Genomic DNA, 16,098 nt, shown 5'->3' with positions numbered 1-16,098 from the left:
GACGCGGCCGAGCCTCCGGGCCACGCCACACGGGCTCCCCTTCAGTGGGCGATAGATGTGATGAAACGCCTATGCCGCCGAACGTGGTCCACGCAGGCAACCGAGCCGCGTGTACGCCCCGCATGACCCCGAGCCCCGGAGGTTCAGACATGCCAGCCGCGCAAGCTCTCGACGCAGCCACCCGGCGTTCACTCGCACTCCTCCTGGCCGGCGTGCTGATCCCTCTCGCCGGATGCACCTCCGGTGACGGTGGTGGTCCCAGCTCTTCAGGAGGCGGCAGCGGCGCCGCACGAGACGTTCCGCACCTCGACCGTGAACAGATCGCATCGGGAGGCTCGCTGCGCTGGGCCATCGACTCGCTGCCGCGCACGCTCAACGCCTTCCAGTCCACGGCGGACGCGACGACCGAGCGCATCACCGGCGCCACGCTGCCCTCCCTCTTCACGCTGGACTCGGCGGCCCGGCCGCAGCTCAACCAGGACTACCTCGAGTCCGCCGAGATCACCGAACGCGAGCCGCGTCAGACAGTCGTCTACAAGCTCAACCCGAAGGCGCGCTGGAGCAGCGGGCGCGCACTCGGCGCCGCCGACTTCAAGGCCCAGTGGAAGGCGCTCAGCGGCAAGAACCGATCGTTCCGCGCCGCCCGGAACGCCGGCTACGACCGGATCGCCAAGGTGACCAGGGGCGAGAACGCACACGAGGTGAAGGTCGTCTTCCGCAAGCCGTACGCCGACTGGAAGTCGCTGTTCGCACCCCTCTACCCGAAGACCGTGATGGGCCGTGCCGAGGACTTCAACCAAGGGGTGCGGGCCTCGCTCCCCGTCTCCGCGGGCCCGTTCCGCGTCGAGAAGTTCCGCCGGGGCGACACCTCGATCACGCTGGTGCGGAACGGGAAGTGGTGGGGCGACAAGGCGAAGCTCAAGCGCATCACGCTGCGGGTCGTCCCCCGCAAGGAGCGCAAGGAAGCACTGCGGCGGGGACAGCTGGACCTCGCCGAGGTGGACGTGGCGACCATGCGCAGCATCATCCGCGCGCACAAGGGAGGGGAGGAGGACGCCAAGAGCAGGAAGCGCGAGGAGCACGCGCGCAAGTCCACGGCGGAGCTGCGCAAGCAGGCCGAGCGGGACGGGAACCTGCGCCATGTCGCGCTGCGCCACGCCTTCGAACCCGCCTACACCCAGCTTGCGCTCAACGGCGCTTCGGGCCCGCTCGCGGACGAGCGGGTACGCAGGGCCGTCGCGCGGGCCATCGACCGCGAGCGCATCGCCAAGCACGCCCTGCGCGGCACGGGGCTGCCCGTCAAGGCGCTCGGCAGCCACCTGCGGATGATCGACCAGGACGGATACGCGGACAACAGCGACGCTCTCGGGAAGCAGGACGTGGAGGCGGCGCAGTCACTGCTGGCCGAGGCCGGCTGGAAGGAGGGGGGCGCGAGTTCGTCGTCCACTTCCGACGCGGACGCGAAGAAGGGCGAGCGCGGCAAGAAGGACGGCGACCAGGACGGCAAGCAGGACAAGGACGGGAACGAGAAGGGCAAGCAGGACGGCGACCAGGACGGCAAGCAGGACAAGGACGGCGAGGACGCCGGGAACGACGGCGGCAAGAACGCCCAGCAGAGCAGCGCCCGCGAGCGTGCCGGGGCCGCGGCACCCGCCGCGGCGCCCGCGGTGGCTCCGGTGAGCGCACAGGAGGCCGCCCGCCTGGCGGGACAGCCGCTCGTGCTCTCTCCCGCCACCACCGGGCAGCGCGCCTCGCTCATGATGCAGGCGGCCCACGCACGCCTCGGCACGGCCGAGGAGAGCGGCTCCGAGAGCAGGATCCGCCAGGCCCGCGCCGCCGAGAAGGAAGCCGCCCGGGCCCGCGCCCACGCGGACGAACTGCGGCTGCTCTCCGACGGCGGGGCGAAGGTGCAGCGGATGAAGTCGGGCAAGCCGTTGACGCTGCGTTTCGTGCTCCCCTCGGGACCGGGCTCGGAGTCGATCAGGGACACCGGGGCCCGGATCGCCAGGGAGCTGACCCGCATCGGTGTCCGTACACAGATGAAGCACGTCCCCGCCGAGGACTACTTCGAGAAGCACATCGCGACGGGCGACTACGACCTGGCCATCTACTCCTGGCCCGGCACCGCCTACCCGGCGACGGACGCCCGTCCGATCTTCGCCAAGCCGGCCGCCGCCGCGGACGGTTCGCTGCTCGTGGAGCAGAACTACACCCGGGTCGGCACCAACCAGATCGACCAGCTCTTCGAGCAGGCGTCGAGAGAGCTCGACGACGGCGCCCGCAACGACCTCATCAAACGGGCCGACGCCCGGATCTGGGCGGCGGCGGCCTCGGTGCCGCTCTACCAGCGGCCGCAGCTCGTGGCCGCCGGTGACAAGGTCGCCAACGCCGGCGCCTTCGGCTTCGAGACGCCGCGCTACCAGGACATCGGCTTCGAGCGGTAAACAAGCAGCTCGCGCATCCCGGCCACCCGCCCCGGGCCCGGCCCCCACAGGGCGGAAGGCGCCCGCCGGGTGGCCGGGCCGTACCATGGTTGGCGGAGCCGCGGCGAGACCCAGCCCGGCAGCGCGCGTGAGGAGCAGCCACGCACCGCGCCCCACCCACGATCCGGGAGAAGCGTCAGTCAGCCATGCCCACGCGTCACGACATCCGCAACGTCGCCATCGTCGCCCACGTCGACCACGGGAAGACCACCCTCGTCGACGCCATGCTCAAGCAGGCAGGGGCGTTCGCAGCGCACCAGCTGGAGTCGGTCGACGACCGTGTGATGGACTCCAGCGACCTGGAGCGCGAGAAGGGCATCACCATTCTCGCGAAGAACACCGCCGTGAAGTACCACCCCAAGGGCGGCGACTCCGTCGTCATCAACATCATCGACACCCCGGGGCACGCCGACTTCGGCGGTGAGGTCGAGCGCGGCCTGTCCATGGTGGACGCCGTGGTGCTGCTCGTGGACGCCTCCGAGGGACCGCTGCCGCAGACCCGCTTCGTGCTGCGCAAGGCACTGGAAGCGCGCCTCCCGGTCATCCTGTGCATCAACAAGACCGACAGGTCGGACGCCCGTATCTCCGCCGTCGTCGACGACACCTACGACCTCTTCCTCGACCTGGACGCCGACGAGGAGCAGATCGAGTTCCCCATCGTCTACGCCTGCGCGCGGGACGGCGTCGCCTCGCTGACGCAGCCCGAGGACGGCACCGTCCCCGCGGACAGCGACAGCCTCGAACCGTTCTTCACCACTCTGCTGGAGACGGTCCCCGCGCCGACGTACGAGGACGACGCGCCCCTGCAGGCCCACGTCACCAACCTAGACGCGGACAACTTCCTCGGCCGTATCGCGCTGCTGCGCGTGAAGAACGGCACCCTGAAGAAGGGGCAGACGGTCGCCTGGCTCAAGCGCGACGGCTCGGAGCAGAGCGTACGCATCACCGAGCTGCTGATGACGGACGCGCTGACCCGCAAGCCCGCTGAGGCCGCCGGGCCCGGTGACATCTGCGCGGTCGCCGGTATCCCCGACATCATGATCGGCGAGACGCTCGCCGACCCGGAGAACCCGGTCGCCCTGCCGCTCATCACCGTCGACGAGCCGGCGATCTCGATGACCATCGGCACGAACACCTCTCCGCTGGTCGGCAAGGGCGGCAAGAAGCACAAGGTGACGGCACGGCTGGTGAAGGACCGGCTCGACCGCGAACTCGTCGGCAACGTCTCGCTGCGTGTCCTGCCCACGGAGCGGCCGGACGCCTGGGAGGTGCAGGGCCGCGGTGAACTCGCCCTGGCCATCCTCGTCGAGACCATGCGCCGCGAGGGCTTCGAGCTGACGGTCGGCAAGCCGGAGGTCGTCACCCGGGAGATCGACGGCAAGCTGCACGAGCCCGTGGAGCGCATGACGATCGACGCCCCGGAGGAGTTCATGGGTGCCATCACGCAGCTGATGGCCTCGCGCAAGGGGCGCATGGAGACGATGACCAACCACGGGTCCGGCTGGGTCCGCATGGAGTGGATCGTTCCGGCGCGCGGCCTGATCGGGTTCCGCACGGAGTTCCTGACCGAGACCAGGGGCACGGGCATCGCGCACAGCCTCTTCGAGGGGCACGAGCAGTGGTTCGGAGACCTGCGCACGAGGCGCAGCGGCTCACTCGTCGCGGACAGGGCAGGCTCGGCGACGCCGTTTGCGATGATGAATCTTCAGGAGCGCGGGACGATCTTCATCGAGCCCGGCACCGAGGTGTACGAGGGCATGATCGTCGGCGAGAACTCCCGTGCCGACGACATGGACGTGAACATCACCAAGGAGAAGAAGCTCACAAACATGCGAGCTGCGTCCGCCGACACCACGGAGAACCTGGTGCCGCCGAGGAAGCTCTCCCTGGAGCAGGCGCTGGAGTTCTGCCGCGAGGACGAGTGCATCGAGGTCACCCCGGAGACGGTTCGCATCCGCAAGGTGGAGCTCGACCAGAAGGCTCGCGGCCGGGCGGCGTCCCGAGCCAAGCGCTGAGCGCCGGACCCGCGTGCCGGCAGCGGCGTAACGGAAGGCGGGCGGCCCCGCCCGCCCGGAACGGCTGAAGCGGCGGTCCCTCGAATCCGGTCACCCGGCCGGACGCCCGGGGGGCCGCCGATTTCTTTTGCCCCAACTCCCTTGCGGCACCCGGGAAAGGGCTGCGGCAGGCGGGGGGATTGTGCGCGAAGGGGGACCTGGCGCCGCCGGGGCAGCGAGATGAAGATGCGTGAAGGGTGTTATCTGGTCCGCAAGGCATGACGTCGGCGGTACCGAGGAGGCACCCCATGCGTGGAGCCACGCGTGTCACGTGGGCATTCGGCTGTGCGACGGTCGTCACCCTGGCGGCTGCGGGGTGCGGCGGGGGAGCCGGCGGCAGCGCCGCGGCCGGCTCGGACGCCGGCATCGTACGCGCCTTCTGGACCGACCCCCAGAATCCGCTCGAACCCGCCAACACCAACGAGGTGCAGGGCGGCAAGGTCCTGGAGATGACTTTCCGGGGGCTCAAGCGCTACAACGCGCGCACCGGCAAGGCGGAGAACGCCGTCGCCGAATCCATCAGGACCGACGACCAGCAGACCTTCGACATCGAACTGAAGAAGGGCTGGAAGTTCTCCGACGGCACTCCCGTCACCGCGAAGTCCTTCGTCGACGCGTGGAATTACGGCGCGCTCGTCACCAACAAGCAGGTCAGCTCCTACTTCTTCGAGTACATCGACGGCTACGACGACGTGCACCCGGAGAACGAGAGCGCCAAGCCCAAGGCGAAGAAGATGTCCGGGCTGAAGGTGACCGGCAAGAACAGCTTCACGGTGAAGCTCAACCAGAAGTTCTCCCAGTGGCCCGACACCCTCGGCTACGCGGCTTTCTCGCCGCTCCCGGAGAAGTTCTTCAAGGACCACGCAGCCTGGCTGAAGAAGCCGATCGGGAACGGCCCGTACAAGATCGACTCCTACACCAAGGGGCAGTCCATGAGGCTGTCGGTCAACAAGGAGTACGCGGGCCCGGACAAGCCGAAGAACAAGGGCGTCGAGCTGAAGGTCTACACGGACCAGAACACCGGCTACACCGACCTTCAGGCCGGGAACCTCGACGTGTTCGACGAGCTGCCCGCGGGTCAGCTCAAGAACGCCGAGCGGGACCTCGACGGCCGGTACATCAACCAGCCCGCGGGAATTCTCCAGACGCTCTCCTTCCCCCTCTACCGGAAGGAATGGCAGACGGAGAAGGCCAAGCAGATCCGCGTCGGGCTGTCGATGGCGATCAACCGTGAGGAAGTGGCGCAGAAGATCTACCACGGCACCCGAAGGCCGGCCGGCGACCTGACCTCCCCGGTGCTGACGAAGTCGGGCGGATTCGAGCCCGGGATGTGCGGAGACGTCTGCAAGTACGACCCGAAAGAGGCGAAGAGGCTGATCGAGGACGCGGGCGGACTGCCGGGCGGCAAGGTCACGCTCACCTCGAACGTCGACACGGGCTCGCACCGGCAGTGGATGGACGCCGTGTGCAACAGCATCAACAACGCCCTCGACAAGAACGGCGCGTGCAGCGTCAACCCCGTCCCGACCTTCAGCGAATTCCGCAAGGACATCGCCGGAAAGAAGCTGAAGAGCATGTTCCGCACCGGCTGGCAGATGGACTATCCGCTGATCCAGAACTTCATTCAGCCGCTGTACTACACCGGCGCCTCGTCGAACGACGCCGGGTACTCCGACAAGCGCGTCGACAAACTCATCGACGAGGCGAACGCCGCAGGAGAGGAGGAGGCCGTGAGCAAGTTCCAGAAGGCCGAGGAGCTCGTCCTGAAGGACCTGCCCGCGATTCCTCTCTGGTACCAGGACGGCAACGCGGGATATTCGGACAGGGTGAGCGACGTGCGCCTCAACCCCTTCTCCGTTCCGGTCTTCACCGACATCAGAGTCAAGTGAGAGAGTGAAATACCGTGGGGCGCTACGTCATCAGACGACTGCTCCAGATGGTCCCGGTGTTCATCGGGACGACGTTCCTCATCTTCGTGATGGTGTACGCGGTCGGCGACCCGGTCAACGCGATGTTCGGGGACCGGGCCCCCGACCCCGCCACTGCCGCGCAGCTGCGCGCCCAGTTCCATCTCGACAAGCCTCTGTGGCTCCAGTACCTGCTCTACATGGGCGACATCTTCACCGGTGACTTCGGCAACGCCTTCAACGGACAGCCCGTCACCGAGCTGATGGGCAGGGCATTTCCCGTGACTCTCCGGCTCGCGCTGATCGCGGTCGTCATCGAGATCATCATCGGGATCGCCCTCGGCGTGATCACCGGTCTGCGGCGCGGCCGGCCCCTCGACAGTTCGGTGCTGATGCTCACGCTGGTCGTGATCTCGGTACCGACCTTCGTCACCGGCACGCTCGTGCAGTATGTGCTGGGCGTGAAGTGGGGATGGATCGCCCCGGCGGTCTCGCCCGAGGCGCCGCTCGGCCAGCTCCTGCTGCCGGGAGTCGTGCTGGCGCTGCTGTCGCTCGCGTACGTCACCCGGCTCACCCGCGCCTCCATCAGCGAGAACGCCCGGGCCGACTACGTACGCACCGCCCTCGCCAAGGGCCTGCCGCGGGCCCGCGTGAACGTGCGTCACCTGCTGCGCAACTCTCTGATCCCCGTCGTGACCTTCCTCGGCACGGACGTCGGGAACCTCATGGCGGGCGCCCTCGTCACCGAGCGGATCTTCAACATCCAGGGAGTCGGCTTCCAGCTCTGGCAGGGCATCGTCCGGCAGAACTCGCCGACAGTCGTCGGCTTCGTGACGGTCCTCGTGATCGTGTTCCTGCTCGCGAACCTGATCGTCGACCTCCTCTACGCCGTGCTCGACCCGAGGATCCGCTATGCGTGAAATCGACGGCACCGCAGCCGGAACGGCCGACGGGCGGGAGGTGGCGCATGGTTGAGCGTGCCCCCGAGAGCTCGTGGGCCTCCGGCGAGCCCTCCGCCGCGGCCGGAGCTGCCGCGGGAGCCGGCACGGGGACGGCGGCCGGCTCTGCCGCGGGGACGGCGGGAGCCGCGCCCGGCCTTGCACCCGCTCCCGGTCCCGGCGCACCGCCGTCCGTCCCGCAGGAGCCGGGGCCGGGGGAGCGGGCCCGCAGCCTCTGGTCGGACGCGTGGCACGACCTGCGGCGCAATCCCGTCTTCGTGGTCTCGGCGCTGCTGATCCTCTTCCTGGTCGTGATCTCGGTGTGGCCCGGCCTCATCGCCACCCGGAACCCTCTCTCCTGCCGCCTGGACAGGTCCCTCGACCCGGCCTCGCCGGGGCACTGGTTCGGCTTCGACACCCAGGGGTGCGACGTCTACACACGGGTCGTCCACGGGGCCCGTACGTCCGTGACCGTCGGCGTCTGCGCCACCCTGGGCGTCGCCGCCGTCGGCAGTGTCCTCGGGGGGCTCGCGGGATTCTTCGGCGGCTGGTGGGACGCCCTGATCTCCCGGCTCACGGACGTCTTCTTCGGCATCCCGATCATGCTCGGGGGCCTGGTCTTCCTCTCGATGACGGGCAGCCGCTCCGTTTGGACGGTGGTCGCCTTCATCGTGCTGCTGGGCTGGCCGCAGATCGCCCGCATCGCCCGTGGGTCCGTCATCTCGGCCAAGCAGAACGACTACGTGCTGGCGGCGCGGGCCCTGGGAGCGGGCAACGCCAGGATGCTGGGGCGGCACATCCTCCCGAACGCGGTCGCGCCGGTCATCGTGACGGCGACCATCGCACTCGGCACGTACATCGCGCTGGAGGCGACCCTCAGCTATCTCGGCGTCGGGCTCCAGCCGCCCACGGTCTCCTGGGGGGCCGACATCTCCGACGCCTCCCAGGGGATGCAGTTCCGCAACGCGCCGCACATCCTGCTCTATCCCGCGGCCGCGCTGAGCCTGACCGTACTGGCGTTCATCATGCTCGGCGACGCGGTGCGCGACGCCCTCGATCCCAAGCTGCGCTGAGGGAGGCGTACGTGACACAGACACAGCCGGGGCCCGGCAGCCCCTCAGCCCCCGGCCCCGCGCAGCTGCTCCAAGTACGCGATCTGCACGTGGAGTTCCGCACGCGCGACGGAGTCGCCAACGCCGTCGACGGTGTCAGCTTCGGCGTGGACGCCGGGGAGACGCTGGCCGTGCTGGGGGAGTCCGGCTCGGGCAAGTCCGTGACCGCTCAGGCCGTGATGGGCATCCTCGACAGCCCGCCGGGGCGCGTCACCCGCGGCGAGATCCTCTTCGGCGGCCGGGACCTGCTGAAGATGTCCGCGGAGGAGCGGCGCGGCGTACGCGGAGCCCGCATGGCGATGATCTTCCAGGACGCGCTGTCGGCGCTGAACCCCGTGCTCAGCGTCGGGCAGCAGCTCGGCGAGATGTTCCAGGTCCACCGCGGCGCATCCCGCAAGGAGGCGCGGGAGCGGGCGGTGGAGCTCATGGAGCGCGTACGGATTCCCGCCGCGCGGGCGCGCGCCGGCGACTACCCGCACCAGTTCAGCGGCGGCATGCGCCAGCGCATCATGATCGCCATGGCGCTGGCCCTGGAGCCGGAGCTGATCATCGCGGACGAGCCGACCACGGCTCTCGACGTCACCGTCCAGGCCCAGGTGATGGATCTGCTCGCGGACCTGCAACGCGAGTTCCGGATGGGTCTGATCCTGATCACCCACGACCTGGGAGTCGTTGCGGACGCCGCCGACAGGATCGCCGTCATGTACGCGGGCCGGATCGTCGAGACCGCTCCCGTACGGGAGTTGTACCGGGCGCCCGCACACCCGTACACCAGGGGCCTGCTCGGCTCCATTCCGCGGCTGGACCAGAAGGGGCAGCAGCTCGACGCCGTCAAGGGGCTGCCCCCGAGCCTGACGGCCGTGCCGCAGGGGTGCAGCTTCCACCCGCGCTGCCCCGTGGCGCGACCCGTCTGCCACGCCGACGAGCCCCCGCTCTGCGACGCCGGCCCGGGCAGGGCCAGCGCCTGCCACTTCTGGAAGGAGCTGCTCGATGACGAGTGCGCCGAGTGACGGTGCGGCGGAGCCCGCGGCGGGGACCGCGCCCTCGGCTCTCGCTCCGCGGGAGGAGCGGGGGCCCCGCGAGGCGATCCTGGAGGTACGGGACCTCGTCAAGCACTACCCGCTCACGCAGGGCATCGTGATCAAGCGTCAGGTGGGTGCGGTCAAGGCGGTCGACGGTGTCTCCTTCGAGCTGAGGCGCGGCGAGACCCTGGGCGTCGTCGGGGAGTCCGGCTGCGGCAAGTCGACGCTGGCGAAGCTTGTGACGAGCCTGGAGGCGCCCACCTCGGGAAGCGTCCGCTTCAAGGGCGAGGACGTCACGCGGCTGAGCGGCAGGGCGCTGAAGGCGCTGCGCCGCAACATCCAGATGGTCTTCCAGGACCCCTACACCTCGCTGAACCCCCGTATGACCGTCGGGGACATCGTCGGCGAGCCCTTCGACATCCACCCCGAGGTGGCGCCCAGGGGCGACCGGCGGCGCAGGGTGCGGGAGCTGCTCGACGTCGTCGGGCTCAACCCCGAGTACGTCAACCGCTACCCGCACCAGTTCAGCGGAGGCCAGCGGCAGCGCATCGGCATCGCCCGGGGCCTCGCCCTGCGGCCGGAGATCATCGTCGCGGACGAGCCGGTCTCGGCGCTCGACGTCTCCGTGCAGGCGCAGGTGATCAATCTGATGGAGCGCCTGCAGGACGAGTTCGACCTCTCGTACATCTTCATCGCCCACGACCTGTCCGTCGTGCGGCACATCTCCGACCGTGTCGGCGTGATGTACCTGGGCAAGCTCGTCGAGACCGGTACGGAGAGCGAGATCTACGAGCACCCCACCCACCCGTACACGCAGGCGCTGCTGTCGGCCGTTCCCGTACCGGACCCGGATGCGGAGGACGGACGCGCGCGCATCGTGCTGGACGGGGACGTGCCCTCGCCCGCGGACCCGCCGTCCGGCTGCCGCTTCCGGACGCGCTGCCGGAAGGCGGACGAGAGGTGCGCACGGCAGGAGCCGCCGCTGAGCATCCCCGAGGGGCCGGGGCGCCCGCTGGAGGGGCTTGCGCTGCACCCCTCGGCGTGCCACTACGCGGAGGAGGAGGCCCGGGGCGTGCCCGACTGAGCCCCCGGGCCGCCGGACCCCCTGTCGGCGTCCCCGTCGCGGGCGGCGAGGGCCAGCAGTGTCCCGAGTGCGGCGAGGATCTCGAACACGGCCGTGGCAAGCCACAGTTGGTCCCGCGCGCCGAGCTCGCCGAAGCCCGTCAGGAGCCCTGCCTTGGCCGCGAAGGAGAGGCGGAAGAGGGCGAGCCCCAGCAGCGGCCCGCTCACCGTCATCCCCAGGGGCCGCGAATGCGGGGAGCGGGCGAACGCCGCGACCGAGCCGCACAGCGTGACCAGGGCGAGGGCGCAGCCGTACCAGCTCTCCGGCACGGCGAGGAGGGTGGCCAGCGACCTGTCGCCGGTGAAGTGGCCGGAGTACAGCTCCCAGCCCTGCTTGCCGGCCGCGTGGATCTCCCAGGACACCAGCACGGCGGCCACGGCGGCCAGCAGCAGGCCCGCGGCCACGCCTCCGGCGGGCGTGGGGCGTGCGGGGGGTTCGTCGCGGGTGCTGCGGGTGCTGCCGGAGCCGGTCCGCACGGGCCGGCGGCCCGCGACTGCGAGGACGATCAGCGCGGCCCCGGCCACGAGCATCGTGATCACGCTGACGAGGACCATGATGCGCAGTCCGTCGGAGACTCCGCCCTGCACCCAACTGGCGTTCAGGTTCCACAGGGTGGGGACGCGCAGCAGGATCGTCAGCGCCCCGGCCGAGGCGAGGATGCCGGAGGCGGCCGAGGAGACGGCGGCGGTCACGGCGCAGACGGTGCAGAGGACGAGCAGTGTCGGCTCCACGAACGAGGTCGCCCATATCCCGTCCTGTGCGCGGAAGATCAGGCCTGACCACATCCACCAGGCGTCGGTGACGTCGGCCGCCTGGCCGAAGTCGCGCACTATCCAGGCGAGATCGAGAGCCGCAAGCGCGGCCAGCAGGGCGACGCCGGCCCGGCGTGCGCCGGGCGTCAGTGTCCTGTCCTGGCTCATGTACGGCCCCCCGCGGTGCGGTTGCCCGAGTGCCGTGCGGCTCTGGTACGCGCGGCGTCGGAGCATCCGGCAACCCTACTGCGGCGCTCCGGGAGGGCTGACGGCGGCCGGGCCGCGGCGGCATGGCCCCGCCCCGGCCCGGCGTTACGGCACCCGCACAGGCCGTACGAAGTTCAGGGTTGCGGGTTCGTATATCGGAACCGCGTCGACTGAGTTGCGGTCGCGTTAACGCGTTTCAAGACTCAATATGCCTATATGTCTATTAGCTTCGAACTGCGTCAAGCACGCTCTGACCTCAATCTGCAAAACCTTCGCTCAAGATGCGCCGAGGGTCCACATGCTGCGGCCGGTACCCCTTGACTGGGCACTTATTGACTTGCAAAGTCTCCTCAACCCATGGCACGGACAGCCACTGTGCCAACGCATGGATCTATCCGCATAGATTGACGAGCGCGGGGGCGCAGACACGATGACAAGTCCATCCCAGGCCGCGATCGCCGGGGCAGATACCCCAGACCCCGACGGCGCCGGCCTGACCCTCGAGCCGGCCGGCGGCCAACAAGCCGCGAAAGACCAGCTCGTGGGCCGCTCTCCGGGGCAGCTCATGTGGATGCGCTTCAAGCGCGACCGCACGGGCGTCGTATCGGCCTTCGTGGTGATCACCATGTTCTCGATCGCGGCGCTGGCACCCGTGATCTCCTGGCTCTACGGCAAGGATCCGTGGACCCGCTACGGGCAGATCCAGCCCGGCCTGCTGAACGACAACGCGTACCCGATCAAGCCCAACGGCGGGATAGACAGTGAGTTCTGGTTCGGTCTCGAACCGGGACTCGGCCGCGACGTCCTCACTCAGCTCGTGTACGGGATGCGCACCTCCCTCTCGCTGGCCGTCGTCATCACGCTCCTCTCGGTGGGCCTCGCGATCGTGATCGGCGTCGCGGGCGGCTACCTGGGCGGCAAGACGGACTACTTCCTCGGCCGACTCACCGACCTGATGATGTCGTTCCCGAACCAGCTATTCTTCGTGGCCTTCGTCCCCGTGGTGGGGGCCCTGATGGTCGACCCCCAGGACGAGATGCCCACGTGGCTCCGCGCCAGCGTGCTGATCTTCGTGATGTGGCTGCTCGGCTGGATGACGCTGGCGCGGCTGCTGCGCGGCCAGGTACTGACCCTGCGCGAGCGGGAGTTCGTCGAGGCCGCCAAGGTCGCCGGCACGCCGCCCTGGCGGATCATCCGCAAGGAGCTGCTCCCGAACGTGGTCACGCCCATCCTGGTGCAGTCGACCTACATGCTTCCCAACTTCGTGACCGCTGTCGCGGGGCTCTCCTTCCTCGGCGTGGGAATGCCCGCCTCCACGCCCGACTGGGGCCGGATGTTCGCCACCGGAGCCGAGGTCTACCAGAGCGACATCACCTACATGATCTTCCCCGGCGTCGCAATGGTGATCTTCATCGTTGCGTTCAACCTGCTCGGGGACTCGGTCAGGGACGCCTTCGACCCGAAATCGGGACGTTGAAGACCGAGCATCGGGGGGGCGCTGCCACCCCAGCACCGAATAAGTCAGGCAGCAACTAACAACCGACAGGCAGGTGCTACCACCACCATGAGCAGATTCAGGATGCGTACGGCGCGCGTCTCCGTCGTGGGGCTCGCAGCGGGCGCTCTCATCCTCACCGGATGCAGCAGCGGCGGCGGCGGCGACGCCGGCGACGGCGTGAGCAAGGACGACGCCGCCAAGCAGCAGGTCGAATACGAATTCGGTGACGCCGCGGCCTCCAAGGGCCCCGCCGAGCCGATCAAGGGTGCCGAGAAGGGTGGCGTCCTCAAGGTCTACCAGCGCGACAGCTTCGCCCACCTTGACCCCGCTCAGATGTACGTGAGCGACGAGGGTGCCATGTCCACCCTCATCCACCGGCGGCTGACGACCTACAAGCGCGACAACGCCGGCAAGTACACGGTCGTCGGCGACCTCGCGACGGACAGCGGTCAGCCCTCGAAGGACCAGAGGACCTGGAAGTACACGCTCAAGGACGGCGTGAAGTGGGAGGACGGCACGCCGATCACCTCCGACGACATCCGGCACACCTTCGAGCGGCAGTTCGCGCCGTTCATCTCCGAGGGTCCGGTCTTCATCCAGCAGTGGCTGGCCGGCAAGAGCGGCACGGACTACCGCAAGCTGCTGCCGGACGGCCCCTACAAGGGCGACCACCTGCCGGACAAGACCCTTGAGACGCCCGACAAGAAGACCATCATCTTCCGCTTCAAGGACCCGCAGCCCGACCTGCCCTACGCGCTGGGCATGGCCGGATACGCGGCGGTCCAGAAGAAGGGCGACACGAAGGAGAAGTACGACAAGGATCCGGTGGCTTCGGGTCCGTACAAGATCGAGTCCTTCAAGTCGGGCAAGAGCATGAAGCTCGTGCGCAACGACGAGTGGGACCCGGCGACCGACTCCGTGCGCCACGCCTACCCGGACTCGCACAACATCCAGTTCGGCGTGTCCTACGAGGCATCGACCAAGCGCCTGATCTCCGACAGCGCGGAGAACAAGACGGCGGTCAGCTACTCGAACCAGGTCGACGCCTCCAGCATGCAGTCGGTGCGCTCCGACCCGAAGGTCAAGAAGCGCTCCCTGGCGGGTTACCAGCCCTATGTCGGCAAGATCTCCCTCAACATGGACCGGCTGAAGGACAAGAAGGTCCGCGAGGCGATCGCCCACGCGCTGCCGGCGCAGTCGCTGATGCAGGCCTTCGGTGGTTCCGGCGGCGGTGAGCTGGCGGGCAACTACCTGAGCCCGACGGTCGCGGGTCACACCGAGTCCGACCCGTACGGGAAGGTCAAGAACCCGCAGGGTGATGTGAAGAAGGCCAAGGCGCTTCTCAAGGAGGCCGGCAAGACCGGCATGAAGCTCACCTTCGCCTACCAGAACTCGCCCGAGTGGTCCGACTTCTCGATCGCGGCCAAGGACAACCTGACGAAGGCCGGTTTCGACGTCCAGCTCAAGGACATCGTCACGGACACGTACTACGACCAGATCGGCAAGGTCAAGAACAAGTACGACATGTACCACTCCTCCTGGGGTGCGGACTGGCCGAGTGCTTCCACCGTGATTCCGCCGACGCTGGACGGCCGGCAGGTTCAGGACGGTGCGTCGAACTACTCGCACTACGACAACCCTGAGATGAACAAGGAGATGGACCGCATCTCCAAGATCAAGGACGCCGAAAAGGCGGCCGAGGAGTGGGGCAAGCTCGCGGACAGGATCCTCAAGGAGGACCTGCCCGACGTCCCGCTGATGTACTACAAGCAGATCCAGCTGTACGGATCCAAGGTCGGCGGCGCCGTGATCAACGACGTCATCAGCGGCATCGACCCGACACAGCTGTACATCAAGAAGTAACAGCGCACACGGCGCGGTTGCTCGCGCCGGCCGTGGCGCCCTCCCCCTCGCTCCACCGGGGGACCCCCCAGGGGTCCCCCTCAGGAGGGGGCGGGTGCCGCGGGCCGTTCCCCCACCACTGAATCCGCTGCCCACGAGAGCTGCGTTCCGTCATGCTTCGTTTCCTCGTCCGCCGGTTCCTCGGCGCGATGGTGATCCTGCTGATCATCAGCGCGGTCACCTTCTTCCTCTTCTACGCCGTACCGCGAGATCCGGCGATGCTGGCCTGCGGCAAGAACTGCACGCCGGACGCGCTGGAAATCATCCGCAAGCAAATGGGCATCGACGAGCCCGTCCCGATGCAGTACTGGCACTTCATGGTCGGCATCTTCGCGGGCCGCACGTTCGCCCAAGGCGCATGCCCCGCACCGTGCTTCGGCTACTCGTTCGCCGACTCGGAGCCGGTCTGGAACACCATCCTCGACCGCTTCCCGACCACCGTCTCGCTGACGCTCGGAGGTGCGGTCGTCTTCCTGACCATCGGCCTCGGCGCCGGCATGATCGCCGCCTGGAAGCGCGGAACCCTTGCGGACAAGGTCTTCAGCACCGGCTCTCTCGTGCTCAGCTCCATGCAGATCTACTTCGTCGGCCCGCTCGTGATGGCGCTCCTGGTCTTCAACCTGGGGCTGCTGGACCAGCCCACGTACGTGCCGCTGACGGAGGACCCCGCGGGCTGGTTCATGGGGCTGCTCATCCCGTGGTTGGTGATCCAGATCATCTTCACGGCGAACTACACACGTCTGTCACGCTCCTCGATGATCGAGCAGCTCGGGGAGGACCACGTCCGAACGGCGAGGGCCAAGGGCATGTCGGGGAAGTTCGTCTTCTTCCGCTACGCCTGGCGCGGCTCGCTCATCCCGATCGTGACGATCTTCGGCGTGGACCTCGGTTCGCTGCTCGGCGGCGCGATGATCACGGAGTGGACGTTCTCGCTCCCCGGCCTCGGGAAGCTGGCCGTCGAATCCGTCGAGAAGACCGACCTGCCCATGGTGATGGGCGTCATGCTCTTCTCGGCGACCTTCATCATCCTCTTCAACGTCATCGTGGACGCCGCATACGCATTCATCGACCCGCGCGTGCGGCTGGCCTAGGAGTACCGC

At 68.5% G+C, this 16,098-nt stretch carries 11 protein-coding genes; 10 read left to right on the top strand and 1 reads right to left on the bottom strand.

All coding sequences use genetic code 11. The annotated features are described in order from the left end of the window. Positions 1 to 149 precede the first annotated feature (149 nt). From H180DRAFT_RS13140 to H180DRAFT_RS13110, 7 genes are all read left to right on the top strand, one after another. Positions 150 to 2,444, top strand: a complete 2,295-nt coding sequence (locus H180DRAFT_RS13140) for an ABC transporter family substrate-binding protein (RefSeq protein WP_055486187.1) — start codon at positions 150 to 152, stop codon at positions 2,442 to 2,444. A gap of 185 nt (positions 2,445 to 2,629) precedes the next feature. Next, positions 2,630 to 4,498 (top strand): translational GTPase TypA, encoded by a 1,869-nt coding sequence (typA, locus tag H180DRAFT_RS13135; RefSeq protein WP_055486186.1) that lies wholly within the window; start codon positions 2,630 to 2,632, stop codon positions 4,496 to 4,498. Between the two features lie 287 nt (positions 4,499 to 4,785). Then, a complete protein-coding gene (locus H180DRAFT_RS13130; protein ID WP_055486185.1) occupies positions 4,786 to 6,426 on the top strand; it encodes a peptide ABC transporter substrate-binding protein in 1,641 nt (546 codons plus the stop codon). A gap of 14 nt (positions 6,427 to 6,440) precedes the next feature. After that, positions 6,441 to 7,364: an ABC transporter permease gene (locus tag H180DRAFT_RS13125; RefSeq protein WP_055486184.1), complete on the top strand. Its 924-nt coding sequence runs from the start codon at positions 6,441 to 6,443 to the stop codon at positions 7,362 to 7,364. A 47-nt stretch (positions 7,365 to 7,411) separates the two neighbouring features. Next, positions 7,412 to 8,455 (top strand): ABC transporter permease, encoded by a 1,044-nt coding sequence (locus tag H180DRAFT_RS13120; RefSeq protein ID WP_055486183.1) that lies wholly within the window; start codon positions 7,412 to 7,414, stop codon positions 8,453 to 8,455. A gap of 11 nt (positions 8,456 to 8,466) precedes the next feature. After that, on the top strand, positions 8,467 to 9,504 hold the full coding sequence (locus H180DRAFT_RS13115; protein ID WP_055486182.1) for an ABC transporter ATP-binding protein: 1,038 nt from the start codon (positions 8,467 to 8,469) through the stop codon (positions 9,502 to 9,504). Next, entirely contained in the window at positions 9,485 to 10,600 is a 1,116-nt protein-coding gene (locus H180DRAFT_RS13110; protein ID WP_079100070.1) for an ABC transporter ATP-binding protein, read from the top strand. Before H180DRAFT_RS13115 ends, H180DRAFT_RS13110 begins: the two co-directional genes overlap by 20 nt. On the opposite strand, the gene H180DRAFT_RS13105 is transcribed toward H180DRAFT_RS13110, so the two are convergent. Beyond that, positions 10,564 to 11,559 (bottom strand): hypothetical protein, encoded by a 996-nt coding sequence (locus H180DRAFT_RS13105; RefSeq protein ID WP_139151383.1) that lies wholly within the window; start codon positions 11,557 to 11,559, stop codon positions 10,564 to 10,566. The genes H180DRAFT_RS13110 and H180DRAFT_RS13105 overlap by 37 nt on opposite strands. Positions 11,560 to 12,028: 469 nt before the next feature. Between H180DRAFT_RS13105 and H180DRAFT_RS13100 the strand changes: the two genes are divergently transcribed. The 3 genes from H180DRAFT_RS13100 to H180DRAFT_RS13090 all read left to right on the top strand — a co-directional run bounded on the left by H180DRAFT_RS13100 (position 12,029) and on the right by H180DRAFT_RS13090 (position 16,089). Continuing rightward, positions 12,029 to 13,075, top strand: a complete 1,047-nt coding sequence (locus H180DRAFT_RS13100) for an ABC transporter permease (protein WP_074466776.1) — start codon at positions 12,029 to 12,031, stop codon at positions 13,073 to 13,075. 87 nt (positions 13,076 to 13,162) lie between these two features. Further along, positions 13,163 to 14,959 (top strand): ABC transporter substrate-binding protein, encoded by a 1,797-nt coding sequence (locus tag H180DRAFT_RS13095; protein WP_055486179.1) that lies wholly within the window; start codon positions 13,163 to 13,165, stop codon positions 14,957 to 14,959. Positions 14,960 to 15,111: 152 nt separating this feature from the next. Then, complete coding sequence (locus H180DRAFT_RS13090) at positions 15,112 to 16,089, top strand: ABC transporter permease (protein ID WP_055486178.1); 978 nt, start codon at positions 15,112 to 15,114, stop codon at positions 16,087 to 16,089. The last annotated feature ends 9 nt before the right edge of the window (positions 16,090 to 16,098 follow it).

Origin of the sequence: Streptomyces sp. WMMB 322 (genome assembly GCF_900090145.1) — a bacterium.
Taxonomy (GTDB): domain Bacteria; phylum Actinomycetota; class Actinomycetes; order Streptomycetales; family Streptomycetaceae; genus Streptomyces.
This window is presented reverse-complemented; position numbering and strand designations above follow the sequence as displayed.